Source organism: Streptomyces sp. NPDC026246 (assembly GCF_055567995.1).
The window spans coordinates 62628-86889 of the sequence record NZ_JBVHPJ010000016.1; the positions used below are offsets into that span (position 1 = coordinate 62628).

At 72.6% G+C, this 24262-nt stretch carries 25 protein-coding genes, 1 tRNA gene and 1 pseudogene; 14 read left to right on the top strand and 13 right to left on the bottom strand.

Annotation, left to right across the window (positions count from 1 at the left end; genetic code table 11):
• Positions 1-121: 121 nt before the first annotated feature.
• The 3 genes and pseudogenes from ACZ4M5_RS30625 to ACZ4M5_RS30635 all read left to right on the top strand — a co-directional run.
• Positions 122-1282 carry an FAD-dependent oxidoreductase gene (locus tag ACZ4M5_RS30625; RefSeq protein ID WP_467741623.1) on the top strand — a complete coding sequence of 387 codons (1161 nt, stop codon included), beginning with the start codon at positions 122-124 and terminating at the stop codon, positions 1280-1282.
• 45 nt (positions 1283-1327) lie between these two features.
• A complete protein-coding gene (locus tag ACZ4M5_RS30630; RefSeq protein ID WP_467741625.1) occupies positions 1328-2311 on the top strand; it encodes a zinc-binding dehydrogenase in 984 nt (327 codons plus the stop codon).
• A gap of 26 nt (positions 2312-2337) precedes the next feature.
• Positions 2338-2451: pseudogene (locus tag ACZ4M5_RS30635) on the top strand (hydroxyurea phosphotransferase); the annotation flags it as partial.
• A gap of 73 nt (positions 2452-2524) precedes the next feature.
• On the opposite strand, the gene ACZ4M5_RS30640 reads toward ACZ4M5_RS30635, so the two are convergent.
• Positions 2525-2598: transfer RNA gene (locus ACZ4M5_RS30640), tRNA-Thr, on the bottom strand.
• A 238-nt stretch (positions 2599-2836) separates the two neighbouring features.
• Between ACZ4M5_RS30640 and ACZ4M5_RS30645 the strand changes: the two genes are divergently transcribed.
• The 3 genes from ACZ4M5_RS30645 to ACZ4M5_RS30655 all read left to right on the top strand — a co-directional run bounded on the left by ACZ4M5_RS30645 (position 2837) and on the right by ACZ4M5_RS30655 (position 5422).
• Complete coding sequence (locus ACZ4M5_RS30645) at positions 2837-3925, top strand: ABC transporter ATP-binding protein (RefSeq protein WP_467741627.1); 1089 nt, start codon at positions 2837-2839, stop codon at positions 3923-3925.
• Between the two features lie 218 nt (positions 3926-4143).
• Positions 4144-4593 (top strand): hypothetical protein, encoded by a 450-nt coding sequence (locus tag ACZ4M5_RS30650; protein WP_467741628.1) that lies wholly within the window; start codon positions 4144-4146, stop codon positions 4591-4593.
• A 97-nt stretch (positions 4594-4690) separates the two neighbouring features.
• Positions 4691-5422, top strand: a complete 732-nt coding sequence (locus ACZ4M5_RS30655; RefSeq protein WP_398110885.1) for a nucleotidyltransferase family protein — start codon at positions 4691-4693, stop codon at positions 5420-5422.
• Positions 5423-5602: 180 nt separating this feature from the next.
• Here ACZ4M5_RS30655 and ACZ4M5_RS30660 read toward each other — a convergent pair whose 3' ends face one another.
• The 6 genes from ACZ4M5_RS30660 to ACZ4M5_RS30685 form a co-directional block, all read right to left on the bottom strand.
• The gene (locus ACZ4M5_RS30660; protein ID WP_467741630.1) at positions 5603-7369 is read right to left on the bottom strand and encodes a DoxX family membrane protein; all 1767 of its coding nucleotides are present in this window, start codon (positions 7367-7369) and stop codon (positions 5603-5605) included.
• A gap of 128 nt (positions 7370-7497) precedes the next feature.
• Positions 7498-8439 carry a 23S rRNA (guanosine(2251)-2'-O)-methyltransferase RlmB gene (rlmB, locus tag ACZ4M5_RS30665; protein WP_467741632.1) on the bottom strand — a complete coding sequence of 314 codons (942 nt, stop codon included), beginning with the start codon at positions 8437-8439 and terminating at the stop codon, positions 7498-7500.
• 107 nt (positions 8440-8546) lie between these two features.
• Positions 8547-9941, bottom strand: coding sequence for a cysteine--tRNA ligase (gene cysS / locus ACZ4M5_RS30670; protein WP_467741634.1), 1395 nt, complete (start codon positions 9939-9941; stop codon positions 8547-8549).
• A gap of 100 nt (positions 9942-10041) precedes the next feature.
• On the bottom strand, positions 10042-10536 hold the full coding sequence (gene ispF, locus ACZ4M5_RS30675) for a 2-C-methyl-D-erythritol 2,4-cyclodiphosphate synthase (RefSeq protein WP_467741636.1): 495 nt from the start codon (positions 10534-10536) through the stop codon (positions 10042-10044).
• The gene (gene ispD / locus ACZ4M5_RS30680; protein WP_467741638.1) at positions 10526-11290 is read right to left on the bottom strand and encodes a 2-C-methyl-D-erythritol 4-phosphate cytidylyltransferase; all 765 of its coding nucleotides are present in this window, start codon (positions 11288-11290) and stop codon (positions 10526-10528) included. The genes ispF and ispD overlap by 11 nt, the downstream gene beginning before the upstream one ends.
• A gap of 302 nt (positions 11291-11592) precedes the next feature.
• Positions 11593-12075, bottom strand: a complete 483-nt coding sequence (locus ACZ4M5_RS30685; protein WP_003953493.1) for a CarD family transcriptional regulator — start codon at positions 12073-12075, stop codon at positions 11593-11595.
• A 603-nt stretch (positions 12076-12678) separates the two neighbouring features.
• Between ACZ4M5_RS30685 and ACZ4M5_RS30690 the strand changes: the two genes are divergently transcribed.
• Complete coding sequence (locus ACZ4M5_RS30690) at positions 12679-13359, top strand: copper chaperone PCu(A)C domain-containing protein (protein ID WP_467741640.1); 681 nt, start codon at positions 12679-12681, stop codon at positions 13357-13359.
• Between the two features lie 84 nt (positions 13360-13443).
• Here ACZ4M5_RS30690 and phoP read toward each other — a convergent pair whose 3' ends face one another.
• Both phoP and phoR read right to left on the bottom strand, forming a co-directional pair.
• Positions 13444-14115: a two-component system response regulator PhoP gene (gene phoP, locus ACZ4M5_RS30695; RefSeq protein ID WP_020271862.1), complete on the bottom strand. Its 672-nt coding sequence runs from the start codon at positions 14113-14115 to the stop codon at positions 13444-13446.
• A gap of 5 nt (positions 14116-14120) precedes the next feature.
• Entirely contained in the window at positions 14121-15443 is a 1323-nt protein-coding gene (phoR, locus tag ACZ4M5_RS30700) for a two-component system sensor histidine kinase PhoR (RefSeq protein WP_467741642.1), read from the bottom strand.
• Between the two features lie 245 nt (positions 15444-15688).
• Between phoR and phoU the strand changes: the two genes are divergently transcribed.
• The 3 genes from phoU to ACZ4M5_RS30715 all read left to right on the top strand — a co-directional run bounded on the left by phoU (position 15689) and on the right by ACZ4M5_RS30715 (position 17118).
• Positions 15689-16390 (top strand): phosphate signaling complex protein PhoU, encoded by a 702-nt coding sequence (gene phoU, locus ACZ4M5_RS30705; RefSeq protein WP_467741644.1) that lies wholly within the window; start codon positions 15689-15691, stop codon positions 16388-16390.
• 153 nt (positions 16391-16543) lie between these two features.
• Complete coding sequence (locus ACZ4M5_RS30710; RefSeq protein WP_333935246.1) at positions 16544-16699, top strand: hypothetical protein; 156 nt, start codon at positions 16544-16546, stop codon at positions 16697-16699.
• A gap of 167 nt (positions 16700-16866) precedes the next feature.
• Entirely contained in the window at positions 16867-17118 is a 252-nt protein-coding gene (locus tag ACZ4M5_RS30715; protein WP_467741647.1) for an SCO4226 family nickel-binding protein, read from the top strand.
• Positions 17119-17200: 82 nt separating this feature from the next.
• Here the strand turns inward: ACZ4M5_RS30715 and ACZ4M5_RS30720 are convergent, their stop codons facing one another.
• Positions 17201-18478, bottom strand: a complete 1278-nt coding sequence (locus ACZ4M5_RS30720) for an MDR family MFS transporter (protein WP_467741649.1) — start codon at positions 18476-18478, stop codon at positions 17201-17203.
• A gap of 159 nt (positions 18479-18637) precedes the next feature.
• Here ACZ4M5_RS30720 and ACZ4M5_RS30725 point away from each other — a divergent pair, with 159 nt between their 5' ends.
• From ACZ4M5_RS30725 to ACZ4M5_RS30735, 3 genes are all read left to right on the top strand, one after another.
• Positions 18638-19399, top strand: coding sequence for a phosphoglyceromutase (locus ACZ4M5_RS30725; protein ID WP_369194680.1), 762 nt, complete (start codon positions 18638-18640; stop codon positions 19397-19399).
• Positions 19400-19529: 130 nt separating this feature from the next.
• Positions 19530-20141 carry a DinB family protein gene (locus tag ACZ4M5_RS30730; RefSeq protein WP_467741651.1) on the top strand — a complete coding sequence of 204 codons (612 nt, stop codon included), beginning with the start codon at positions 19530-19532 and terminating at the stop codon, positions 20139-20141.
• 70 nt (positions 20142-20211) lie between these two features.
• Positions 20212-20643: a nuclear transport factor 2 family protein gene (locus ACZ4M5_RS30735; RefSeq protein ID WP_467741653.1), complete on the top strand. Its 432-nt coding sequence runs from the start codon at positions 20212-20214 to the stop codon at positions 20641-20643.
• 37 nt (positions 20644-20680) lie between these two features.
• On the opposite strand, the gene ACZ4M5_RS30740 is transcribed toward ACZ4M5_RS30735, so the two are convergent.
• Positions 20681-21175 (bottom strand): DUF2000 family protein, encoded by a 495-nt coding sequence (locus ACZ4M5_RS30740; protein ID WP_467741655.1) that lies wholly within the window; start codon positions 21173-21175, stop codon positions 20681-20683.
• 49 nt (positions 21176-21224) lie between these two features.
• Here ACZ4M5_RS30740 and ACZ4M5_RS30745 point away from each other — a divergent pair, with 49 nt between their 5' ends.
• Positions 21225-22022, top strand: a complete 798-nt coding sequence (locus tag ACZ4M5_RS30745; protein ID WP_467741657.1) for a helix-turn-helix transcriptional regulator — start codon at positions 21225-21227, stop codon at positions 22020-22022.
• Here ACZ4M5_RS30745 and ACZ4M5_RS30750 read toward each other — a convergent pair.
• Positions 22019-22528, bottom strand: a complete 510-nt coding sequence (locus ACZ4M5_RS30750; RefSeq protein WP_467741659.1) for a type III secretion system chaperone family protein — start codon at positions 22526-22528, stop codon at positions 22019-22021. The two genes, ACZ4M5_RS30745 and ACZ4M5_RS30750, sit on opposite strands and share 4 nt — an antisense overlap.
• Positions 22521-23852, bottom strand: coding sequence for a D-inositol-3-phosphate glycosyltransferase (gene mshA / locus ACZ4M5_RS30755; protein ID WP_467741661.1), 1332 nt, complete (start codon positions 23850-23852; stop codon positions 22521-22523). The genes ACZ4M5_RS30750 and mshA overlap by 8 nt, the downstream gene beginning before the upstream one ends.
• Positions 23853-24262: the final 410 nt, after the last annotated feature.

Sequence of the window (24262 nt, forward strand, 5' to 3'; positions counted from 1 at the left end):
GCGGACACCGGTCGTGTCACATCCCGGCGCCCCCGGCCCGTCGTACTCCCCGAAGGCCGGCCCGGCCCGCAGGGCCACCCCGGCCAGGAAGGCCACCGCGACCCGAGGGAGACCCCCAGCCATGCACCGCATCACCGTCGTCGGCGGCGGCTTCGCCGGACTGACCGCCGCCATCACCGCCGCCGAGGCGGGCGCCAAGGTCACCGTCCACGAGGCCCACCACACCCTCGGCGGCCGGGCCCGTACCGCCGAGGGCCCCTACCGCACCAACGAGGGGCCGCACGCCCTGTACAACGGCGGCCCGCACTGGGCCTGGCTCCGGCAACGCGATCTCATCGGGCCCCTCTCCCCGATCCCGCCCCTGGAGGCGGCCCGGCTCCGGCTGCGGCACCAGGGCGCGCTGCGCCGCACCCCTCCCTTCGCGATGCTCAAGCTGCTGCGCCGGACCGGCCGGGAGGCACCCGTCGACGCCGACTTCCTGACCTGGGCGACCGGCATCGCGGGCGAGGAGGGCGCCCGGGCCGCCGCGCACTACTCCGCGGTCGCCCTGTTCCACCACGACCCCGGCTCCCTGTCCGCCGCGTTCGTGCAGGAGCGGCTGCGCCGTGCCACCAAGCTGCCGCCCGAGGCGCACTACCCGCGCGGCGGCTGGGCCAGCGTCATCGACCGGATGGCCGCCCACGCCTGGAACCTCGGGGTGCGCGTGGAGACCCTCTCCCGCGTCGACACGCTCCCCACCGACACCCCGGTCGTGGTCGCCACCTCCCTGCCCGCCGCGCGGCGCCTGCTCGGCGACGACTCGCTGACCTGGCCGAGCGGCCGGACCGCCCTGGTCGACCTGGCGGTGCGCACCCGGCGCGGCGACGCCTTCGCCGTGTCCGACCTCGACACCCCGGGCTGGATCGAGCGGTTCACCGCCCAGGACCGCAGTCTCGCCCCGGCCGGGGAACAGCTGATCCAGGGGCAGATCCCGCTCGCCCCGCACGAGGCGAAGGCGGACGGCACCGCCCGCGCCGAGCAACTGCTCGACCTGGGCTTCCCCGGCTGGCGCGACCGGGTCACCTGGCGGCGCACGTCGGTGGCCGACGGCCGGACGGGCGCCGTCGACCCGCCCGGCACCAGCTGGCGCGACCGGCCCGCCGTCGACCGGGGCGACGGTGTCTACCTCGCCGGCGACCAGGTCGCGGCCCCCGGCGTGCTCTCGGAGGTCTCCTTCAACAGCGCCCTCACGGCCGTCTCCCTGGCCCTCGGCCGGCACGAGCTTGACCTCAAGCAAGCTTGAGGTCGGAGGCTGGGGCGCAGCCCGCGACGACACGAGGAGTCCCGTATGCACGCCGTACGCCTGCACGCCTTCGGCCCCGCCGAGAACCTCACCTACGAGCAGGTCGAGGACCCCCGGCCCGGCCCCGGCCAGGTCCGGATCGCCGTCCGCGCGGCCGGGGTCCACCTGCTGGACGCCGCCCTGCGCCAGGGCATGCGCGGCGGCCCGGCCGGCGAACCGTCGCCCCTGCCCACGATCCCCGGCCGCGAGGTCGCCGGGGTCGTCGAGTCGCTGGGCGAGGGGGTCGCCCGGCTGTGGCTGGGCAAACGGGTCGTCGCCCACCTCGGTTTCGTCCCCGGAGGCTACGCCGAACTCGCCGTCACCGAGGCGGAGCGCCTGCACGAGATCCCCGAGCGGCTGGACTTCGCGGAGGCCGTCGCCATGATCGGCACGGGGCGTACGGCGATGGGCGTCCTGCAGTTCGCCGAGCTCGGCCCGGACTCGGTGGTCGTCGTCCCGGCCGCGGCCGGCGGCATCGGCACCCTGCTCGTGCAGTACGCCAAGAACGCCGGGGCCACCGTCGTCGGGCTCGCGGGCGGGCCGGAGAAGACCGCCCGCGTCCGGGAGGGCGGCGCCGATCTGGCCGTCGACTACACGGACCGGTCCTGGCCGGCGAAGGTGCGCGCCCAGCTGGGCGGCCGCCCCGCGACCGTCGTCTTCGACGGGGTCGGCGGCGACGTCGCCCGTGAGGCCGTCGCCCTGCTCGGGCCCGGCGGCCGGCACATCGTCTTCGGCTGGTCCGGGGAAGGCATCCTGGGCGGCGGCCCCTACCTGGTCGACGGGGTGTCCGAGCAGGTCCTCGGCCCGGTGATGCTGGGCCGGGCGGGCGGCCCCGACCCGTTGCGCACCCTGGAGCTGCGCGCCCTCGCCGAGGCCGCGCACGGCCGCCTCGTCCCGGCGGTCCAGCGCTTCCCCCTCGCCGCGGCGGCGACGGCCCACCGCGCGCTGGAGAACCGCGGCACGACGGGAAAGGTGGTCCTGGAGCCGTGAGCCGACGCCGGACATGACGGGACGGCCGGGGCAGGGCCCGCGCCTGGACCCTGGGCCGCCTCCTGCAGAACGCCCCGTGGGACATCGAGGACGGCCGCCCTCCGGACCCGGCCCGACTGGAGATCGCCCATCGCCTGCGCGCGGGGCCTGACGGCACCCGGCCGGGAACAGCGAAACGCCCGGGCCGGAACGCATCCGGCCCGGGCGGGCGAGAGCCCCCTGTCGGATTCGAACCGACGACCTACGCATTACAAGTGCGTTGCTCTGGCCAGCTGAGCTAAGGAGGCGGGTGCGGGGTGCGGCCCCGTACGTGCCCGAGCAGTGTACCCAGGTCCGTCCCGGGCCCCGTCGAAAATTTCCGCGAAGTTCACAGCCTCCGAAGTACTGACAGACCAGGTGAACGGCAGGTACCGTCCTGAGCCAGTTCACACGCGTGGACTACACCACAACGGAACACCGTCGTGGCACCACCTTCCTACTCGGATCGTCCGGCACGTTCCTGCCGGTAGAAGGGGTCCATTCACCATGGCCACTGTGCAGTTCGACAAGGCGACCCGGATCTACCCGGGTTCCACCAAGCCCGCCGTGGACGCGCTCGACATCGACATCGAGGACGGCGAGTTCCTCGTCCTCGTCGGCCCGTCCGGTTGCGGCAAGTCCACCTCGCTCCGCATGCTCGCGGGGCTCGAGGACGTCAACGGCGGCGCCATCCGCATCGGCGACCGCGACGTGACCCACCTGCCGCCGAAGGACCGGGACATCGCCATGGTGTTCCAGAACTACGCGCTGTACCCGCACATGACCGTCGCCGACAACATGGGCTTCGCGCTCAAGATCGCCGGCGTCAACAAGGCGGAGATCCGGCAGAAGGTCGAGGAGGCCGCGAAGATCCTCGACCTCACGGAGTACCTGGACCGCAAGCCGAAGGCGCTCTCCGGCGGTCAGCGCCAGCGTGTCGCCATGGGCCGCGCCATCGTGCGCGAGCCGCAGGTCTTCCTCATGGACGAGCCGCTGTCCAACCTGGACGCCAAGCTCCGCGTGTCCACCCGTACGCAGATCGCCTCGCTCCAGCGCCGCCTGGGCATCACCACCGTCTACGTCACCCACGACCAGGTCGAGGCCATGACGATGGGCGACCGCGTGGCGGTCCTCAAGGACGGCCTGCTCCAGCAGATCGACACCCCGCGCAACATGTACGACAAGCCCGCCAACCTGTTCGTGGCCGGCTTCATCGGCTCCCCGGCGATGAACCTCGTCGAGGTGCCGGTCACCGACGGCGGCGTGAAGTTCGGCAAGTCGGTCGTGCCGGTCCAGCGCGACGCGATCTCCGCGACCACCGACAAGACCGTCACGGTCGGCGTCCGCCCCGAGCACTTCGATGTGGCCGGTCCCGACGCCGAGCTGGGTCTCGCCGTCACCGTCAACGTCGTCGAGGAGCTCGGCGCCGACGCCTACGTCTACGGCACCGCCCAGGTCGGCGACGAGTCCAAGGACCTCGTCGTCCGCGTCAGCGGCCGCGAGGTGCCGGAGAAGGGCAGCCAGCTGCACATCGTCCCGCGCTCCGGCGAGACCCACGTGTTCTCGACCTCCACGGGCGAGCGCCTCTCCGACTGACCTCTGGCGAACGCACGACTCCGGGTGATTCACCCGGTTTGACGAAGAGGGCCCCGCAGACCGCTGCGGGGCCCTCTCACGTTGTCGACAAATACCCCGGCAGAACGGACGTTTCGAGCGCTGTGCGTCAACCCACTACCCACGAAGGGGCACTTCCTCATCCCCCGAACCGGTGACTAAATGTCTACAAACCACTACCGGGCGCTACCCTCACACGCGTGAAGCACTCCAGCACCCCTCAGACGCGACGCGGCCGGGGCCCCGCCCGCCGGATCGGCCGCACCCTCGCATTCGTCCTGCCCGTCGTCCTGGTTCTCTCCGGGACCCTCGCGGTCACCCGAGTCAACTGGTCGGGGAACACCACCGACCCGGTGCTCACCGCCGCGGACACCTCCGTCGGGACGCCCCGCACCGTCAAGCGCGCCCCTCAGGACGTCCTGCGCGACCGACTGCTGACCGAACTGCAGGAGGAGGACCCGGGCGTCGCGCTCACCCACCTCCAGCAGGCCGTCAACGGCCGCCCGTCCCTGGCGAAGCACTGCGCCTCCATCGCCCGCGCCCTCGGCCAGGCCGCCGTGCGGGTCTACGGCCCGACCCGCGCCCAGTCCTACGCACGACCGGTCTGCGACACCGCCTTCGCCACGGGCGTCGCGGCCGCGCACCGCTGAGCACACCGCCCTGCCACCGGGTGGGAAGTCCGTCACGGCTGACGGGAACGGTCGTCAGCCGCTTTCCCGGGCGGGACGCCACGTAAAGTTCGGTCCCATGAGCGATCCGAACGCCGCGTCCCGCCCCGTTCAAGCCGTCGTTCTGGCCGGCGGCCAGGGCTCCCGGCTGCGTCCGTACACCGACGACCGGCCCAAGCCGATGGTCGAGATCCCCGGTACGGGGACTCCGATCATCGGCCATCAGCTGTCCTGGCTCGCCGAGGAGGGCGTGACGGACGTGGTGGTCTCCTGCGGCCACCTCGCCGAGGTCCTGCAGAAGTGGCTGGAGACGGCCGAGCTGCCCGTCTCCGTGACGACGGTCGTCGAGCCGGAGCCCCTCGGGCGCGGCGGCGGCCTCAAGTACGCCGCGGCCCACCTCCCCCACCCCGACCAGCCGTGGTACGCCACGAACGGGGACATCTGGACGCGGTTCTCGCTCCGGGACATGGCCGACTTCCACACCGAGCGGGACGCCGTCGCCACGCTGGCACTCGCGCGGCCCCGCCTGCCGTGGGGAGCCGTGCAGACGGACGGGTTCGGCCGCATCACCGACTTCATCGAGGCACCGCCGTCGACCTTCGAGATCAACGCCGGTGTCTACGTCTTCTCCCCCGAGTTCGCGGAGCTGCTGCCGCACCGGGGAGACCACGAGCGGACCACGTTCCCGCACCTCGCCCGTGACCGGCGCCTGGCCGGCTTCACGATCCCCCAGGGCTCCTACTGGCGGGCCATCGACACGGCGAAGGACCTGACGGAAGCAGCGAAGGAACTGGCCGCCCTGAGCCGCTGACCGGGGCCGGCCGCACCCGGCACACGTCGTCGCCGGGCCGCTGCCCCCGGCGCAGCCGGCCCGGCACGCCGCGTCCACCCGCGCTCGCCCGCCCGCGGACGGCCGCCCGCGGACAGCCCCGATGGACGGCAAGGCCCCGCACCTCCGGGTGCGGGGCCTTGCCGTTCGGGCGCGTGGGGGTCAGCCGAGGAGGCCGCCCACCAGGCCCGGGCGGCCGGTGGAGCCACCGCCGTCGTTGCCGGAGCCGCCGGTCGAGCCGGTGCCGCCCGTGGCCGTGCCGCCGCCGGAGGTCGGGCCCGACGTGGTGCTCGGCGCCTGGTTCTGCGGAGTGGACCGCTGGGGCGGGGCCTGGCCCCCGGTGCCCTGGGTCTGGCTCGGCGAGCCGCCCGTGACCGTGCCGGTGTCGCGCGTGGCGCCCGGCCGCGTCGTGGTGCCCGCGCTGGGGCTGGCCGAACCGGCCGTGGCGCCCTGCGTGGGGGAGACGGACGCCGACGGGGTGCGCTTCTTCTCCTGCCGCTTGCCGCCGGGCTCACCGGGCAGCGGGGAGCCGGGCAGCTCGTTGCGCGGGGCCTCGCCCGGGCCCGGGACGACGACCCGGTCGGCGTCGCGGACGGCGCCGCCGAGCAGGGAGCCGACGAGCAGCGTGAGCCCCGTGGCGACCGCGGTGACCAGCGCGCCGCGGCGCAGCACGTAACGCCGCAGGTCCCAGATGTCGGCGCGGGGACCGAGCCGGCGCCAGGCGCTGCCGGCCAGGCGGCCGTCGACGGAGTAGACGGGCGCGCCGGCGATGATCAGCGGCGACCAGGCGGCGAGGTAGATGATGTCGGGCGTCTCGTAGGCCGGGACGCTCTTCCAGCTGACGGTGACCAGCAGTGCCGCCGAGAGCAGCGCGCCCAGGCAGGCGGCGACGCGCTGCCAGCAGCCCAGCACCGTCAGGACGCCGACGACCACCTGCGCGAAGGCGATGACCAGGCCGGAGCCGACAGGGTGTTCCAGGGCGAACTGGCGCAGCGGCTCGGCGACTTCCCAGGGGTGCAGGGTGTTGAGCCACTTGACCATGGAGCCGCGCTTGCCGCCGTCGAAGTAGACGGGGTCGCACAGCTTGCCCATGCCGGCGTAGATGGAGATGAAGCCGAGGAAGACGCGCAGCGGGAGCAGCACGACGCCGAGGTTCATCCGGCGGCCCGGGTAGTAGGCGTGCCGGGCAGGGTCGTCGCCGTGGCGCCTGCCGCGCCGGCCGGTCTCGTCGTCGACGGAGTCCTCGAACTCCGTGTCCTCGTAGCCGCGCTCGTCGTAGCCGTGCTCGTCGTAGCCGTGCTCGTCGTAACCGGGCTGGTCGTAGCCGGGTTCGTCGTAGGCGCTGCCGACCGTGCGCATGGCGGGCAGCAGTCGCGTGCCGTCGGCCTGGTCGTGGGTGCGCTGAGGGCCGACGACCGGGGTCTCGACGGTCTGGACGAGGTCGTCCTGGTAGCCGTCGCCCGGGTAGCCGGTGCCGGCGTAACCGGCGCCCTGGTACCCGGAGGTGCCGTAGTCCGGGCCGACGCGGTCGATGACCTGGGTGGCCCCGGCGTCCGCCGCGGGCTCGTCGGCGTGCGGGACGCTCCCGTGCCGGACCGCCTGCAGCAGCCGGTGCGCGCCGGTGTCGTCGGGGGCGGATCTGCCGCTCCAGACGACCGGCCGGCGGCGGGCGGCGGCCCCGTCCGCCGCGCCCCCGGCGGTGGCGGCGGGGATGCGGGCGGTGTCCTCGGTGGCGGTCAGGTGCCGTGCGACCCGGGGGGACTGGACGCGACGCGTCGAGACGCCCAACTGCACGCGGAAACTCGCGTGATTGACGATGACCTGCGCCGGGTCGCTCGGCACCTTCACCATGCTCAGCGCGGGAGCGTCGTCGAGTCCCGACGAGCGGTCCCCCGTGGGAGTGCGGGGTGTTCTGGTGTCCACACTCATCTAACCGAGTGACGTCGGGTTAGGACACTGCTTTGACCCGCCGGATCTGTCCGGACCCCGTCAAGCTTGTCCTCGTCGCCCCGACGACCCGGGAATTACCCCGCACAGGTGAAGTGGCGGACGCCTGTTCAGGCGCGCCGCCGGGCCGCCTCGTACAGCACGATGCCCGCCGCCACACCGGCGTTGAGCGACTCGGCGCCGCCCGGCATCGGGATCCGCACCCGGACGTCACAGGTCTCCCCGACCAGTCGGGACAGCCCCTTGCCCTCACTGCCGACGACGATGGCGACGGGCCCCTGCAGGGCCTCCAGCTCCGTCAGTTCGACGTCACCGTCGGCGGCGAGACCGACGACCACGACACCGGCCTTCTTGTACGCCTCCAGCGCACGCGTCAGGTTGGTGGCGCGGGCCACGGGCGTCCGGGCGGCCGTACCGGCGGACGTCTTCCACGCACCGGCCGTCATCCCGGCGGCCCGGCGCTCGGGCACCACCACGCCGTGCCCGCCGAACGCGGAGACGGAGCGCACGACCGCGCCCAGGTTGCGCGGGTCGGTCACGCCGTCCAGCGCGACGATCAGCGGGTCGGCGCCCTCGTCGGCGGCCGCGTCGAGCAGGTCCTCGGGGTGGGCGTACTCGTACGGCGGGACCTGGAGGACCAGGCCCTGGTGGTTGAGGCCGTTGGTCATCCGGTCGAGCTCGGGGCGGGGTGCCTCCATGAGGTTGATCCCGCCGCGCTCGGCGGCCAGTTGCAGGGCCTCGCGCACGCGCTCGTCGTTGTCGATGAACTGCTGGACGTACAGCGTCGAGGCGGGCACGCCCTCGCGCAGGGCCTCGTAGACCGGGTTGCGGCCGACGACCAGCTCGGAGGACGACTTGCCGCCACGGCCGCGGGGCGCGGGGCGGCGGGTCGTCTGCCGCGCCTTGGCGTTGGCCACCCGGTTCTTCTTGTGGCCCTTGCGCATCTCGGCGGGCGGGGTCGGGCCCTTGCCCTCCAGGCCCTTGCGCCGCTGGCCGCCACTGCCGACCTGCGCGCCCTTCTTGCCGGACATGCGGCGGTTGTTGGCTGCCATGACCTACCTGTCTCTGCTGTCGCCGTGAGGCGGTGAACTGCGTACGTCTATGAAGTGTGCCGCCCGGAGGCCCGGGCGGCACAATCGATCTTCCGGCCGCGGCCTGGCTAGCGCGGGCCGAGGCTCCAGCGCGGGCCCTGCGGACTGTCCTCGATGACCAGGCCGGACTGGCCCAGCTGGTCGCGGATGGCGTCCGCGGTCGGCCAGTCCTTGCGGGCCCGGGCGGCCTCGCGCTGGTCGAGGACCATGCGCACGAGCGTGTCGACCACGCCGTGCAGGTCGTCGCCCCGGTCGCCCTCCCCGGCCCACTGCGGGTCCAGCGGGTCGAGGCCGAGCACCCCGAGCATCGCGCGGACCTCGGCGAGCCGGGCCACGGCGGCTTCCTTGTCGTCGGCGGCCAGGGCGCTGTTGCCCTGGCGCACCGTGGTGTGCACGACGGCGAGGGCCTGCGGCACGCCCAGGTCGTCGTCCATGGCCTCGGCGAAGGCGAGCGGCACCTCGCGCGCGGGCTCGACGGCGCCGGCCTTCTCCACCACGCGCTGCACGAAGCCCTCGATCCGCGCGAACGCCGACTCGGCCTCCCGCAGGGCCTCCTCGCTGTACTCGATCATCGAGCGGTAGTGCGGGGTGCCGAGGTAGTAGCGCAGCACGATGGGGCGCCAGCGCTTGACCATCTCGCTGACCAGGACCGAGTTGCCGAGCGACTTGGACATCTTCTCGCCGCTCATGGTGACCCAGGCGTTGTGCACCCAGTACCGGGCGAAGTCGTCGCCGTAGGCCTTGGCCTGCGCGATCTCGTTCTCGTGGTGCGGGAAGACCAGGTCGAGGCCGCCGCCGTGGATGTCGAAGGCGGAGCCCAGGTACTTGTGGGCCATCGCCGAGCACTCCAGGTGCCAGCCGGGGCGGCCGCGGCCCCAGGGCGTCTCCCAGTCGGGCTCGCCCGGCTTGGTGGCCTTCCACATGGCGAAGTCGCGCGGGTCGCGCTTGCCCGAGACGCCCTCGTCGGGCTGGCGCAGGTCGTCGATGTCCTGGTTGGACAGCGCCAGGTACTCCGGGAAGGAGCGGACGTCGAAGTAGACGCTGCCGTCGGCGACGTAGGCGTGCCCGCGCTCGATGAGGCCGCGCATCATCTCGACCATCTCGGTGATGTGGCCGGTGGCGCGCGGCTCGTAGGTCGGGGGCAGGCAGCCGAGGGCGCGGTAGCCGTCGTTGAACGCGCGCTCGTTCTCGTAGCCGATGGCCCACCAGGGGCGGTCCTGGTCGGCCGACTTCGCGATGATCTTGTCGTCGATGTCGGTCACGTTCCGCACGAACGTGATGTCGTAGCCGCGGTACTCGAACCAGCGGCGCATGATGTCGAAGTTCAGGCCGGAGCGGATGTGCCCGATGTGCGGGGCCGCCTGCACGGTGGCGCCACACAGGTAGATCGAGACGCAACCCGGTGTCAGCGGGGAGAAGTCACGGATCTGCCGGGCGCTGGTGTCGTACAGGCGAATAGTCACGCCTCCAGGGTAGTGGGCCGCGCGGTGTGCCTCAGGACCTTGCCCACGGGGCGCACGCGATCGTGACATCGGTGCGCGCGCCCGCCCCGGCCCGGCGCCCTCAGCCCGAGCGCACCACCAGCGCCGTGGCCACCGCCATCAGCCCTTCCTCCCGCCCGGGGAAGCCGAGCCCGTCCGTGGTCGCGCCCGAGACCGAGACCGGCGCACCGGCCGCCTCGGACAGCAGCTTCTGCGCCTCGTCGCGGCGCTTGCCGATCTTCGGGCGCGGGCCCACCACCTGCACGGCGACGTTGCCGATCCGGAAGCCGGCCTCGCGGACGATGCGGGCGGCCTCCGTCAGCAGCGTGACGCCGGAGGCGCCGGACCACTCGGGGCGGCCCGTGCCGAAGTGCTGCCCGAGGTCACCGAGTCCGGCCGCGGAGAACAGGGCGTTGCAGGCGGCGTGGGCGACGACGTCCGCGTCGGAGTGGCCCGCGAGCCCGGGGCCCTCGCCCTCCCACTTCAGGCCGGCGCACCACAGCTCGCGGCCCTCCTCGAAGGCGTGGATGTCGGTGCCGATGCCGACCTGCGGCAGCGGGACGCTCTCAGAAGCCATCGTTGAGCCTCCTGCGGGCCAGGACCGCCTCGGCGAGGACCAGGTCGAGGGGACGGGTGACCTTGAAGGCCTCCTCATGGCCGGGGACGGCGACGACGGTGAGACCGAGCTGCTCGACCATGCCCGCGTCGTCGGTGACCTCGCCGGTCACCGTCTCGTGCGCCCGGAGGAGGGTGTCGCGGTCGAAGCCCTGCGGGGTCTGCACCGCCCGCAGCCGCGCGCGCTCCGGCGTGGCGACGACCGGCTCCGGCTCGCCGGGCACGGCGGCCGGCTCGACCTGCTTGACGGTGTCGGCCAGGGGCAGCGCCGGGACCACGGCCGGGGCGCCGTCGCGTACGGCCTCGATCACGGCGTCGACGGTGTCCACCGGCACCAGCGGCCGGGCCGCGTCGTGCACCAGGACGATGTCGAGGCCGGGGGGAAGGGCGTCCAGGCCGAGCTTGACCGATTCCTGGCGGGTCGCGCCGCCGGGGACGACGAGGAAGTCCGTGCGCTCGGGCAGGGCGTGCGCGTCGAGCAGCGACTTGACCTCGGCGGCGCCCTCGGGCGGGGCCACCACGACGACCAGGGAGACGGCGCGGGAGGCGGCCATGGCCCGGACGGCGTGGATCAGCATGGGCGTTCCGCCCAGCGCCCGCAGCGCCTTGGGGGCGCCCGGGCCGAGCCGTACACCGCGGCCGGCGGCCGGGATCACGGCCGCCGTACGGCCCGCGGCGGGGGCGGCTGGCGGTGTGGGTCGCGAATCGTCAGACATCGGTTCCTGTCAGGTTTGTGTGCTGGCCCGGCGTGGGTATGGCCTGGAACAGTGCCGGGCGCGACGCGCTCGACCGGACCCTTCCGTGACGCTGGTCGAGCCGGCTGCCCGGGCCCGGCACACCGAGTACCGGACCGTGAGTGATAACACATTCCGGCGCCACGGCGCATCGCCGCCGGGGTACGAACATGCCGCAGCGCCCGGCGACAGGAAATTCGTCATCGGGCACCGCGGCATTTCGCTGTGCAGCCTTGATCGGCTGTGCAGCCTCGATCAGCTGAATGCTGAGCGAAGGCTTCGCCTCAGGAGGCGAGCACCTCGTCGAGCAGGGCCTCGGCCTTGTCCTCGTTGGTGTTCTCCGCGAGAGCGAGTTCGCTCACCAGGATCTGGCGGGCCTTGGCGAGCATGCGCTTCTCACCAGCGGAGAGTCCACGCTCGCGCTCACGACGCCACAGGTCACGCACCACTTCCGCGACCTTGATGACATCGCCCGAGGCGAGCTTCTCCAGGTTTGCCTTGTATCGACGGGACCAGTTCGTGGGCTCCTCGGCGTACGGCGCGCGCAGCACCTCGAAGACCCGGTCCAGCCCGTCCTGACCGACCACATCACGCACGCCGACGAACTCCGCATTGTCCGCTGGCACACGTACCGTCAGGTCACCCTGGGCGACCTTCAGCACCAAGTAGGTCTTGTCCACGCCTTTGATCTGGCGAGTTTCGATAGCCTCGATCAGCGCGGCCCCGTGATGGGGATAGACCACGGTGTCGCCAACCTTGAACGTCATGTGACAGGTACCCCTTCCGTGGCTATCCAGGGTAACACGGATACGGCGTCTACTGAATGGCGTTTTCGCAGGTCAGGGCATATCTCGGGGCTTGACAACTGCGACACGAACGTGCTTCGGACAGGGAGCGGAAGAAGGTATTCGCAGGTGGGAGCGGCTGTCCGGGGTGAGCGAAACGCGTACGTTACACGCATCCGGAGCGCCCTCCAGACGGGCGAACATCCCCATATGTCCGGTTCCGTATGATCGACTTCCGCTACTCCGTTCGGCGGCCCGCGCGGGGTTCCGGCCGATTCCCCAATTGATCACCGGGTCACCCGGCCGGCCCTCGGTGATCAATTCCCGGACGGTTCCGCATTCCTTCACGGAAAATCCGTGCGGCCGCCGGCGGCTTCTTATGTGAATGCCGGACGAGCACGCCGCCAAAGCGACCGCCGGGTCACTTGTGACGCACGAGACAGATGTGACAACCGGGTGGGATCACGGGTGCCGGGGGGTCGGGTGCGGCCTGACGGGAACGTCTCGGTAACCTAAGGCCCGCTGACAGACCCTTAGGGCGGCTTCACCGGCCGCTCCGCTCGAGATCAAGGAGTTGCCGCCGCCGTGAGCAGCAGCCTTCGACGCGGCGCCCTCGCCGCTGCCGCCATCGCGTTCTCGATCGCCTCGCTCGCCGCGTGCGGAGCCGGCAACAACGCCCAGACCCTGGAGATCAAGCCGGACAACGCGGCCACGAGCGTGGGTGACATCAAGATCCAGAACGCGGTCGTGATCACGCAGCCCGACCTCGAGTCCACCGGCCCGGCCGCCGTCTCCGCGACCTTCTTCAACGAGGGCAGCACCGCCCAGACGCTGGAGTCCATCACCCTGCCCGGCACCGGCAAGACCGCCGAGCTCAAGCCGGCCAAGGGCGGCAGCCTCAGCATCCCACCCGGCGGTTCGCTGATCGTGGGCGGCAAGGACAACGCCACGGCGATGCTCCCGAGCAGCCGCGAGGCCGTGCAGGACGGCAACGCCCAGAAGATCACCTTCACCTTCAGCAAGACGGGCGAGGTCAGCCTGAGCGCCTTCGTCGTCCCCGCCGAGCACTACTTCAAGGAGTGGGGCCCGGACGAGGTCCCGGCCGGGCCGGCCGGCTCGGCCGCTCCGTCCGACTCGCCGTCCGCGAGCGCCTCGGGCTCGCCGGCCGGTGACGAGAGCCCCGCCGCAGGCGACAAGCCGGCCGGGGACGACGCCTCCGGCACGCCCACCGACGCCGCCTCCGCGAGCGCGAGCGCCGGGCACTGAGCCGGACGGCACAGCCGTGGCACGCGAAAGGGCGGGACCTCTTGGGAAGAGGTCCCGCCCTTTCGCGTCCTTGCCGGGGCCGGTCTACGGCTCGAACTTGTAGCCCAGGCCGCGCACCGTCACCAGGTAGCGCGGGGCACCCGGGTCCGGCTCGATCTTGGCGCGCAGCCGCTTGACGTGGACGTCCAGGGTCTTGGTGTCACCGACGTAGTCGGCGCCCCAGACGCGGTCGATGAGCTGCATGCGGGTCAGCACCCGGCCGGCGTTGCGCAGCAGCATCTCCAGCAGGTCGAACTCCTTCAGCGGCAGGTCGATCTTGGTGCCGCCGACGGTGACCACGTGCCGGTCGACGTCCATGCGGACCGGGCCCGCCTCCAGGGCGGCCGGGGTGACCTCCTCCGGCTCGCCGCGGCGGCGCAGGACGGCCCGGATGCGGGCGACCAGCTCGCGCGAGGAGAACGGCTTGGTGACGTAGTCGTCGGCTCCTATCTCCAGGCCGACCACCTTGTCGATCTCGCTGTCCTTGGCGGTCACCATGATGACCGGGACGTTGGAGCGGCCGCGCAGCTGGCGGCAGACCTCGGTGCCCGGCAGGCCGGGCAGCATCAGGTCGAGGAGGACGAGGTCGGCGCCGTTGCGCTCGAACTCGTCGAGTCCGTCGGGCCCGGTGGTCGCGACGGCGACCTCGAAACCCTCCTTGCGGAGCATGTACGACAGGGCGTCGGAGAAGGACTCCTCGTCCTCGACGACGAGCACACGGGTCACGGAAGGACCTCCGGGGCGGGAAGCGTTGCGTACGCGGTTGATTCGGGGGATGTGGGGGTGGACCGCCCGGCCTCCTCGTCGAGGCCCGCGCTTGCCGCGCGTTCGTCCCGGGCGGGCTGCTGATGTGCGCGGTCGCGGGCCGCAGCGGCCTCCGGCAGCCGCAGTGTGAAGGTGGAACCCTGGCCTTCGGCGCTCCACACCGAGACCTCCCCGCCGTGCGAGGCGGCCACGTGCTTCACGATCGCCAGCCCGAGCCCCGTGCCGCCGGTGGCACGGGAGCGGGCCGGGTCGACGCGGTAGAAGCGCTCGAAGATGCGCTCCTTGTCCTTGTCGGAGATGCCGATGCCCTGGTCGGTGACGGCGATCTCGATCTGTTCCCCACCCGGTGCCTGCACCCTGCGGGCCGCTATGCCGACGCGGGTGCGGGCGGGCGAGTAGTTGACGGCGTTCTCGACGAGGTTGCCGAGGGCGGCGGCGAGCTGGCCGCGGTTGCCCCAGACACGCAGGTCGGGACCGCCCTCGGCCACGGGCCCGTCCGGCGTCCAGACGTTGGAGGCCATGGTGATCTGCTTGGTGCCGGCCTGGTGCCGGCAGCGGTCGACGGCCTCGGCGACCAGTTCCTCGACCCGGACCGGCTCGGCGTCCTCCAGCGGGTCGTCGTTCTGCACGCGCGACAGGTCGATGAGCTCCTGCACCAGATTGGTGAGCCGGGTGGCCTCGATCTGCATGCGCCCGGCGAACCGCTGGACGGCCTCGGGATCGTCGGAGGCGTCCATGACGGCCTCGGAGAGCAGGGACAGGGCACCCACCGGCGTCTTCAGCTCGTGACTGACGTTGGCGACGAAGTCGCGCCGGACCGCCTCGATGCGGCGGGCCTCGGTCAGGTCCTCCACGAGCAGCAGCACCAGCCGGGAACCGAGCGGCGCGACCCGCGCGGAGACGGCCAGGGCCTCTCCGCGTCCGGTGCCGCGCCGTGGCAGGTCCAGCTCGACCTGGCGTATCTCTCCGTCCCGCCGGGTGTCCCGCGCCATCTGCAGCATCGGCTCCACGGCGAGCCTGCCGCCGCGGACCAGACCGAGGGCGTACGCCGCCGAGCTGGCCTTGACGACGGCGTCGGCCTCGTCGAGCACCACGGCCGAGGACCTGAGGACCGACAGGACCGTGTCCACGCCGGGCGGAAGCACCGCGTCCGTGTGCAGGGAGGTGCGGGTGTGGCGCTTCTGCTCGCGCTCGCTCCAGCGGAACGCCAGCATGGCGATGACGCCGGTGAGCACACCGGCGATCGCTGCCGCTGCGGCGACCGCCGCGTTCACGTCCATGCCCCCAGGTTAGGCATGGGTCGGGTGCCCTCCACAGCCGTCGGGCTGCGAGCTCGAACACTCGTCGCCCAGAGTTCACCTTGGAGCCAGTACCGGTTCACGTGGGATGACGGAAACGGACGCGTACGGGTCGGAACGTGGGAGCGTGGGGTTCGGATCGTCGGTCGTACGACGGTCGTACCGCCGGCCGTCCGGTGGGCCCCGGCCCTTGGACCCCCCGACACAGACGCACGAGAGGGAACCTGATGCGGGACGCGTACCACGAGGAACTGGACTCGATAAGCGACAGTCTGGTGGAGATGGCCCGGCTGGTCGGGTCGGCGATCGGGCGCGCCACGACCGCGATGCTCGACGGTGACCTGAAGCTCGCCGAGAACGTCATCGAGGCCGACCAGCGGGTCGACGAGCTCCAGCACGACCTGGAGGCCCGGGCCATCGCCCTGCTGGCCCGGCAGCAGCCGGTGGCGACCGACCTGCGCATCGTCGTCACGTCGCTGCGGATGTCGGCCGACCTGGAGCGCTCGGGCGACCTGGCCCAGCACGTGGCGAAGCTCGCGCGCCTGCGCTACCCGGAGCGCGCGGTCCCGAGCGACCTGCACGCCACCATCCTGGAGATGGGCCAGCTCGCCCAGCGCCTGATGGCGAAGGCCGCCGAGGTCATCATCACCAAGGACGTCGACCTGGCCCTGCAGCTGGAGCAGGACGACGACGCGATGGACCTGCTGCACCGCACGCTCTTCCAGCACCTGATGGACGACCGCTGGAAGCACGGCATCGAGACGGCCGTGGACGTCACACTGCTCGGCCGCTACTACGAGCGGTTCGCCGACCACGCGGTGTCGGTCGCGAAGCGGGTGGTGTACCTGGTGACGGGTGAGCACGCGGACGAGATCCAGACCGACGTGCAGCCGGAGATCCAGGCGGTGCCGCCGGCGGAGAGCGCCTGACGCCGCCGTACCGCTGCGGCGTCGGCCCGGCCGAGGGGCGTGAACGGGGCGGCAGGGGATCGGCCGGGGGGTGCGGGCGCCTCCGTGCGCCGTTGATGCGCCCAGCGGAACGGGCATCCAATGGGCACAGGCACCAGCCTCGAGGAGGGACTCATGGCCGAAACCCCCGGCACCACGCCCGACCCCACGCAGCAGCGCGAGACCGAGCAGCCCGCCGAGCTGAGGAAGCTGCCCCTGATCGCCGCGTGCGGCTGTGGCTCGGGCTGCGGCTGCGGGTGCCAGTCGGGCAGCCCCTGCCAGTGCGGCTGACACCGGCGGCCGCAGACTCCTGACACCTCGTACGCCGCGTCGGCGGAAGGGCCCCGGCCACGCACCGGGGCCCTTCGGCTGTGCGGGTCGCCGCCGGAAGCGGACGGGCGGAGCATGGAGGGGGACGCGGACGCCGCTCCGGGGGGTCGAGGGAAGGAGGCCGGGCCATGGCCAAGTTCATGGACGTCCACCACAGCATGAAGGGCATCACCGCGGACCAGCTCCGTGAGGCCCACGACGCGGACCTCGCCATCGAGGGCGAGGAACGGGTGCACTTCGAGGCGGCCTGGGCGGACCCGGAGTCGGGACTCGTCTACTGCCTGTCGGACGCACCCTCGGCGGAGGCGGTCCAGCGCATCCACGAGCGGGCGGGCCACAAGGCGGACGAGATCCATCCGGTGCCGTTGCGGGTCGAGTAAGGCCCGGACGAGGGGGCTCCGAGGGGTCCTCGCGTGGCGGACGATGCCCGCCCGCCATGCGAGTGGCCCCGGGGCGCCCGGCTCACCCGGCGCCGACCTCCGGCTGGGGACGCAGCCCCGGTGCGCCCTCGACGACCGTCGCCGGCTTCTCCTCCGGCAGGCGTCGCATCAGCACGCCGTACCCGACCCCGGCCGCCGTGCCGACCAGGGCGCACAGGGCCCACAGCCACTCCGGCCCGAAGCGGTCGATGACGTATCCGGACATCAGCGGGGCGACGAGCGCCGCCACGGACCAGGACATCGTGTACATGCCCTGGTAGCGCCCCCGGCCGTGTGCCGGGGACAGCCGTACGACGAGGCCGGTCTGGGTCGGCGCGTTGATGATCTCGGCGAGCGTCCACACGCACACCGTCAGCGCGATGACGCCGACCGACCCCGCGAAGGCCGTGAGCCCGAAGCCGTACCCGGCGAGGACGGACGAGACCACCAGCAGCCGGCGCGGGTCGCGGTGCTCGATGAGCCGGGTGACCGGGATCTGCAGCACGACGATGAGCAGGCCGTTGACCGCGATGGCCGTGCCGTACTCGGCCGGGGTGAAGCCCGCTTGACCCATCGCCACCGGCAGCCCCACCGCCCCCTGCTGGAAGACCAGCGCGACCAGGAACGACAGCCCGACGACGCTCATGAAGCGTCCGTCGCGCAGCACGGTGGCGAGGCTGACGGAGGAGTCGGGGCCGGCCGCGGCCGTCCCCACCGTCGCTGCCGGCCGGGACTCCGGCAGCCGGAGGAAGACCAGGATCGCGCAGGCCATCGTCATCCCGGCCTCGATCAGGAAGCCGGCCAGGTAGCTGACCTCCGCGATGAACCCGGCGGCCATCGACGAGACCGCGAAACCGAGGTTCACCGCCCAGTAGTTGAGGGAGAAGGCACGGATGCGGTCCTCGGGCCGGACGATGTCGGCCATCATCGCCTGGACGGCCGGGCGCGACGCGTTGCTCGCCATGCCGACCAGGAAGGCCACGCCCGCGATCGCCACCGGGTCGCGCACGAACCCGAGCAGGGCGACCGACAGGGCGGTCGACGCCTGGGCGATGAGCAGCGTGGGCCGCCGGCCCAGCCGGTCGGTCATCACGCCGGCGCCCAGTGAGGAGACGACCCCGCCGAGCCCGTGCAGCGCGACGACCAGACCCGCGTACGTGGCGGAGTAGCCGCGGTCGAGGGTCAGGTACAGCGCCATGAACGTGGCGACGAACGCGCCGAGCCGGTTGACGAGCGTGGCCGTCCACAGCCACCAGAAGGCGCGGGGCAGTCCCGAGACCGTCTCCCGTACGGCACGTCGGGCCCGCATGGCGTACGGCATGGTCTCCCCCGGTGTAAGTGGCGCTCGCAGTAGCGGCACGTTACAAGCGGCGGATCTCCGGCAGCCACCGAATTAACAGATCCCGTCAAGCGTCCGCTCAGGCGTCCGCCTGCCGGGCAGCCGGGCGAACGGGAGAAACCGTGGATTACGCTCTGGGGCATGGCCGACGCACCGTACAAGCTGATCCTCCTCCGCCACGGCGAGAGCGAGTGGAACGCGAAGAACCTGTTCACCGGCTGGGTGGACGTGAACCTCAACGAGAAGGGCGAGAAGGAGGCGGTCCGCGGCGGTGAGCTGCTCAAGGACGCCGGCCTGCTGCCCGACGTGGTCCACACGTCCCTCCAGAAGCGTGCGATCCGCACGGCCCAGCTGGCCCTGGAGGCCGCGGACCGCCACTGGATCCCGGTCCACCGCTCCTGGCGCCTGAACGAGCGCCACTACGGCGCCCTGCAGGGCAAGGACAAGGCGCAGACCCTCGCCGAGTTCGGCGAGGAGCAGTTCATGCTGTGGCGCCGCTCGTACGACACCCCGCCGCCGCCGCTGGACGTCGACGCCGAGTACTCCCAGTTCGCCGACCCGCGCTACGCGACGCTGCCGCCTGAGCTGCGCCCGCGCACGGAGTGCCTGAAGGACGTCGTCGTCCGGATGCTGCCGTACTGGTTCGACGCGATCGTCCCCGACCTGCTGACCGGCCGCACGGTCCTGGTCGCCGCCCACGGCAACTCGCTGCGGGCCCTGGTCAAGCACCTGGACGGCATCTCCGACGCGGACATCGCGGGCCTGAACATCCCGACGGGCATCCCGCTGTCCTACGAACTGGACGCCGACTTCAAGCCGCTGAACCCGGGCGGCACGTACCTGGACCCGGAGGCGGCCGCGGCGGCGATCGAGGCGGTCAAGAACCAGGGCAAGAAGAAGTAAGGCAACGCCATGGAGCCCCCGTCCCGTTCTTCGCGGGGCGGGGGCTTTTCGGTGTGTCGGGGGGGCGCCCTGCGATCGGGCTCGGGGAAATTCGGTGGCGGGGGCGGCGCCGGTCGTCCACCATGCCGGGATGGACACCGGTGAGCAGGGCCAGGGCGGGGCGGCGGGGCGGTGGACTCGGGCCACCGTCTATCCCGACATGTGGGTGGATCCGGACGACGATCCCCGGGAGAGCGGTGAGGAGCCGGTCGACGAGCGGGGGATCCTGCTCGACTATCTGCGGTCCTACCGCCTCACCCTGGAGATGAAGTGCGCGGGGCTGAACGCCGAGCAGATGGCGTCGCGTTCCGCGCCGCCGTCGACCATGTCCCTGCTCGGGCTGGTGCGGCATCTCACCGAGGGGGAACGGCACTTCCGGCGGGTCATGGCCGGTGAGGACGCGCCCCGGCTGTACCGCACCGACGAGGACCGCGACGGCGACTTCAACGGGGCGACGCCCGACCAGGAGACCGTCGACGCCGCCTGGGAGCAGTGGCGTACGGAGGTGGCGCGCACCGACCGCTACCTCGCCGGTGCCACCGATCTCTCCGCCGGCAACGCCGGCCACTCCGACCTCGGTCCCGAGCCCGGGGGCCGGCACCAGCTCCGCGATCTCCTCGTGGCCCAGATCGCGGAGTACGCCCGGCACTGCGGCCACGCCGACCTGCTGCGCGAACGCATCGACGGCCGGGTCGGACAGTGAGAGCGCGGTGCGGGCCGCTTTACCTCCGACGTCATCGACCCGTCGCCCCCGTCCGCTGCACGCTGTCCCCATGACGACGAACACCGGCACCACCACGACCGCAGACGCCACCCGTACCGTCGTGCAGCGCTTCCTCGCGCTGCGGCTCGCCGGGGACACCGCGGGGCTGACCGCCCTGTTCGCCGACGAGGTGGACTGGGTGCTGGCCGAGAACCCCGGCGTGCCGTGGATCCGGCCCCGGTCGACCGCCGCCGAATGTGCCGCTCAGGGCGAGGAACTGGCCCGGTACACGGTGCCCGAGGACGCCCGGGCCTCGGTCGACATGATCCTCGTGGACGGGCCCGACGCCGTGCTGACGGGGCATCTGTCGGGGACCGTGCGGGCGACGGGGAAGTCGTTCTCGGGTCCGTTCGCCCTGCGGCTCACCGTGGAGGACGGGCGGATCACCCGGCACCACCTGTACGAGAACAGCCTGTCGATCGCCGCCGCCTGCACGCCGTAGTCCGCCGGCGGCGGCCGTCCACGGGGCGTCCGGAGGCTCACGGGTGCATCCGCGCCCCCTTCAGCACCTTGTCCACCGCGTTCTTCGGGCCGTACACCGCCAGCCCGACCGGGTCGAGTTCCGCCGTCGGGACCGCCCGGACGGCCGCGCGGTTGTCCCGGTCGTTGCCCGTGCCGAAGAGGTCGGAGGTGAAGACCGCGCGGGGCAGGGCGCGGGCCAGGGCCCGGGCGTGCGCGGCGGTCAGGGTTTCCTTGGCGGCCTCGAAGACCAGGACGGGCTGGCGGAACATGGGCAGGTAGGGCACGCCGTCAGCGTCCTCGTACGGTTCGCCGATCACCTCGGGCAGGTGCGTCCCCAGTCCGCTGACCAGGAAGGCCGTGACGTTCAGCCGCTGCCAGGGCTCCAGGTCGTCGCGCAGCAGCACGGCGATCTTCGTGTCGAAGCGGATCGGCCCGGAGGCGACGGGCGCGGTGGCGGGTGCGGGGGTGTCCGGGGCGGGGGTGTCCGCTGCGGTGATCGGTGCGGTGTCCATGGTCCGAGCGTGCCCGGCGGGTCCGGCCGGGGTCTTGTACGTTCTTTGCATGGCCTCCGAGTCCTCCAGGATCGTCTCCGCCTGGCGGCCCCCCGTCAGCGGTGTCGTCGAGGTCTTCCACGCCCGGTTCACCGAGTACGCGTATCCGATGCACGTCCACGACGCGTGGACGCTGCTGATCGTCGACACCGGTGCCGTGCGCTACGACCTCGACCGGCACGAGCACGGCACCCCGCACGACACCGTGTCGCTGCTGCCGCCGCACGTACCGCACAACGGCTCCCCCGTCAGCCCGGAGGGCTTCCGCAAGAGGGTGCTGTACCTGGACGGGACGTACCTGGGCGACGAGTTGATCGGCGCCGCCGTCGACCGGCCCGACCTGCGCGATCCGCTGCTGCGGCGGCGCGTGGGGCAGGTGCACGGCGCGCTGCTGCGGTCCGGTGAGGAACTGGAGGCCGAGAGCAGGCTGTTGTTCGTCGGGGAGCGGCTGCGGGAGCATCTGCGGGGCGAGGACGGAAGGTCACGCCCGGCCGACCCCGCCCTCGCCCGCCGGCTGCGTGAGCTGCTGGACGAGCGGGTCGTCGAGGGCATCGGCCTGCGGGAGGCCGCCGGTCTGACGGGCGCCCATCCGGCCCATCTGGTACGGGCGTTCAGCGCCGCGTACGGCATCGCGCCGCACCAGTACCTGACGTCGCTGCGGGTGGGTCGCGCGCGGCGGCTGCTGCTGGAGGGGCGTTCCCCGGGCGAGGTGGCGGTGGCGGCCGGGTTCTACGACCAGTCGCATCTCACCCGGCACTTCCGCAGGCTGGTGGGCGTGCCGCCCGGGCGTTACCGCCGGAGGCCCTAGCGCTGCGGGCGCTGCGTCAGGTGCGTGAAGGCGTCCAGGTTCCGCGTGGACTCGCCCCGCGACACCCGCCAGTCGTACTCCTTGCGGATCGCCGAGGCGAAGCCCAGCTCCAGCAGGGTGTTGAAGCTGCCGTCCGAGGCCTCCAGGACCTGGCCGAGCAGACGGTCGATCTCGTCGGCGGTGACGGCGGCCAGGGAGAGGCGGCCGGTGACGTACACGTCGCCGTGCTGGTCGACGGCGTAACTCACCCCGTACAGCTTGAGGTTGCGCTCCAGGAGCCAGCGGTGGACGCCCTGCTCGTTCTCGTCGGGGTGGCGGATGACGAAGGCGTTGAGCGAGAGGGAGTGGCGGCCGACGATCAGGGAGACCGTCGTCTTCAGTTTCCGGCTGCCGGGGAGCTGGGCGACGTAGGTCCCGGGCTCGGGGCTCTCCCACTCCAGCTCGGCGTCCTTGAACACTGCCTCGATGACCTGCGCCGCACGCTGTTCCAGATCGGTTTCACCCATGCAGCGAGCGTACGCGACGGCGGTGGGACTGCATCGCGGCCGTGTAGACGTCGGCCGTGGCGGCGGCCGCGGTGTCCCAGCCGAAGGACTGGGCGTGCCGGGCCGCCTGGTCGCCGAGCCGGGACGCCAGGTGCGGGTCGTCGGCGAAGGCGCGCAGCACGCGTGCGTAGTCGGCCGGGTTGTGGCCCTGGACGAGGAAGCCGGTGTGGCCGTCGCGCACGGCGACCGGCAGGCCGCCGACCGCGGCCGCGAGCACAGGGGTGCCCGCCGCCTGGGCCTCTATGGCGACCAGGCCGAAGGACTCGCTGTAGGAGGGCATGACCAGCACGGACGCGGCACGGAACCAGTCCGCCAGCTGTTCCTGGCCGACCGGCGGGCGGAACCGCACGACGTCGGCGACACCGAGGCGCGCGGCGAGCTTCTGCAGGCCCTCCGGCTTGGCGAGGCCGCTGCCGCTGGGGCCACCGACGATCGGCACGAGGATGCGCGAGCGCAGCTCGGGACGCTCGTCGAGGAGCACGGCCACGGCGCGCAGCAGCACGTCGGGGGCCTTGAGGGGCTGGATGCGGCCCGCGAAGAGCGGGATCAGGGCGTCCTGGGGCAGGCCCAGCCGGGCCCGGGCCGCGGCGCGGCCGTCGGCGGGTGCGAAGCGCCCGAGGTTCACGCCGGGGTGGACGACGGCGACCTTGGCGGTGTCGGCGTCGTAGTGCCGGACCAGTTCGCCGGCCTCCTCCTCGGTGTTGGCGATGAGGCGGTCGGCGGCCGCGACGATCTGCGTCTCGCCGATGACCCGCGCGGCGGGCTCGGGGCTGTCGCCGTCGGCGAGGTTGGCGTTCTTGACCTTGGCCATGGTGTGCATGGCGTGCACCAGGGGCACGCCCCAGCGCTGGGCGGCGAGCCAGCCGACGTGGCCGGAGAGCCAGTAGTGGGAGTGGACCAGGTCGTAGTGGCCGGGCCGGTGGCCGGCCCAGGCCTGCATCACACCGTGCGTGAAGGCGCACAGCTGGGCGGGCAGGTCCTCCTTGTTGAGGCCCTCGTAGGGACCCGCGTCGATGTGCCGGACCAGGACGCCGGGGGCGAGGTCGACGGTGGGCGGGAGGGCGGCGGCGGTGGCGCGCGTGAAGATCTCCACGTCGATGCCCAGGGCCGCCAGGCGCTGGGCGAGCTCGACGATGTAGACGTTCATGCCGCCGGCGTCGCCGGTGCCGGGCTGGTGGAGCGGGGAGGTGTGCACGGAGAGCATGGCGACCCGGCGGGGCCTGCGGTGCAGCCGCAGGCGCCCGGGCGCGGAGCGCCGCCCGAGCCTGCCGATGTACTGGCTCACGGGGCGATCCTCCTTGGCTGCGGGCATACCGGCCGGAGGGTGCGCTCTGCCCTCCAAGCGGGTGCAACACGGGAGCGAGGGATTCCCATTCCTGCTGCGCCGCATTTTGCCGATCCATTACTGATCTCGCTCAACCGTTCGACCGGATGCCGCGTCACCGACCCCGGGTCCCTGACCCCGGATCCCTGACCCCGGCCCGCTGACCCCGGAGCCCGGGGCTCGGGGCTCGGGGCCCGGGGCCCGGGGCCCGGGGCCTGTTCCGCGTCGCACCATGGCGGCCGGGTCGGCGACAGGCCACCGCGCGCCACCGCAGGCCGCCCCGGGCCACTGCGGGCCACCCGGACCACCTCGGGCCACCCGGACCACCTCGGGCCACCGCAGGCCACCCCGGGCCACCGCGCGCAGCCGCA

What these genes read in the sequence shown, in the direction of transcription:
- ACZ4M5_RS30625 (WP_467741623.1), top strand. Translation starts at nt 122, where the DNA reads ATGCACCGCATCACCGTCGTCGGCGGCGGCTTCGCCGGACTGACCGCC.
- ACZ4M5_RS30630 (WP_467741625.1), top strand. Translation starts at nt 1,328, where the DNA reads ATGCACGCCGTACGCCTGCACGCCTTCGGCCCCGCCGAGAACCTCACC.
- ACZ4M5_RS30645 (WP_467741627.1), top strand. Translation starts at nt 2,837, where the DNA reads ATGGCCACTGTGCAGTTCGACAAGGCGACCCGGATCTACCCGGGTTCC.
- ACZ4M5_RS30655 (WP_398110885.1), top strand. Translation starts at nt 4,691, where the DNA reads ATGAGCGATCCGAACGCCGCGTCCCGCCCCGTTCAAGCCGTCGTTCTG.
- ACZ4M5_RS30660 (WP_467741630.1), bottom strand. Translation starts at nt 7,369, where the DNA reads ATGAGTGTGGACACCAGAACACCCCGCACTCCCACGGGGGACCGCTCG.
- rlmB (WP_467741632.1), bottom strand. Translation starts at nt 8,439, where the DNA reads ATGGCAGCCAACAACCGCCGCATGTCCGGCAAGAAGGGCGCGCAGGTC.
- ispF (WP_467741636.1), bottom strand. Translation starts at nt 10,536, where the DNA reads ATGGCTTCTGAGAGCGTCCCGCTGCCGCAGGTCGGCATCGGCACCGAC.
- ispD (WP_467741638.1), bottom strand. Translation starts at nt 11,290, where the DNA reads ATGTCTGACGATTCGCGACCCACACCGCCAGCCGCCCCCGCCGCGGGC.
- ACZ4M5_RS30685 (WP_003953493.1), bottom strand. Translation starts at nt 12,075, where the DNA reads ATGACGTTCAAGGTTGGCGACACCGTGGTCTATCCCCATCACGGGGCC.
- phoR (WP_467741642.1), bottom strand. Translation starts at nt 15,443, where the DNA reads ATGGACGTGAACGCGGCGGTCGCCGCAGCGGCAGCGATCGCCGGTGTG.
- phoU (WP_467741644.1), top strand. Translation starts at nt 15,689, where the DNA reads ATGCGGGACGCGTACCACGAGGAACTGGACTCGATAAGCGACAGTCTG.
- ACZ4M5_RS30710 (WP_333935246.1), top strand. Translation starts at nt 16,544, where the DNA reads ATGGCCGAAACCCCCGGCACCACGCCCGACCCCACGCAGCAGCGCGAG.
- ACZ4M5_RS30715 (WP_467741647.1), top strand. Translation starts at nt 16,867, where the DNA reads ATGGCCAAGTTCATGGACGTCCACCACAGCATGAAGGGCATCACCGCG.
- ACZ4M5_RS30720 (WP_467741649.1), bottom strand. Translation starts at nt 18,478, where the DNA reads ATGCCGTACGCCATGCGGGCCCGACGTGCCGTACGGGAGACGGTCTCG.
- ACZ4M5_RS30725 (WP_369194680.1), top strand. Translation starts at nt 18,638, where the DNA reads ATGGCCGACGCACCGTACAAGCTGATCCTCCTCCGCCACGGCGAGAGC.
- ACZ4M5_RS30730 (WP_467741651.1), top strand. Translation starts at nt 19,530, where the DNA reads ATGGACACCGGTGAGCAGGGCCAGGGCGGGGCGGCGGGGCGGTGGACT.
- ACZ4M5_RS30735 (WP_467741653.1), top strand. Translation starts at nt 20,212, where the DNA reads ATGACGACGAACACCGGCACCACCACGACCGCAGACGCCACCCGTACC.
- ACZ4M5_RS30740 (WP_467741655.1), bottom strand. Translation starts at nt 21,175, where the DNA reads ATGGACACCGCACCGATCACCGCAGCGGACACCCCCGCCCCGGACACC.
- ACZ4M5_RS30745 (WP_467741657.1), top strand. Translation starts at nt 21,225, where the DNA reads ATGGCCTCCGAGTCCTCCAGGATCGTCTCCGCCTGGCGGCCCCCCGTC.
- ACZ4M5_RS30750 (WP_467741659.1), bottom strand. Translation starts at nt 22,528, where the DNA reads ATGGGTGAAACCGATCTGGAACAGCGTGCGGCGCAGGTCATCGAGGCA.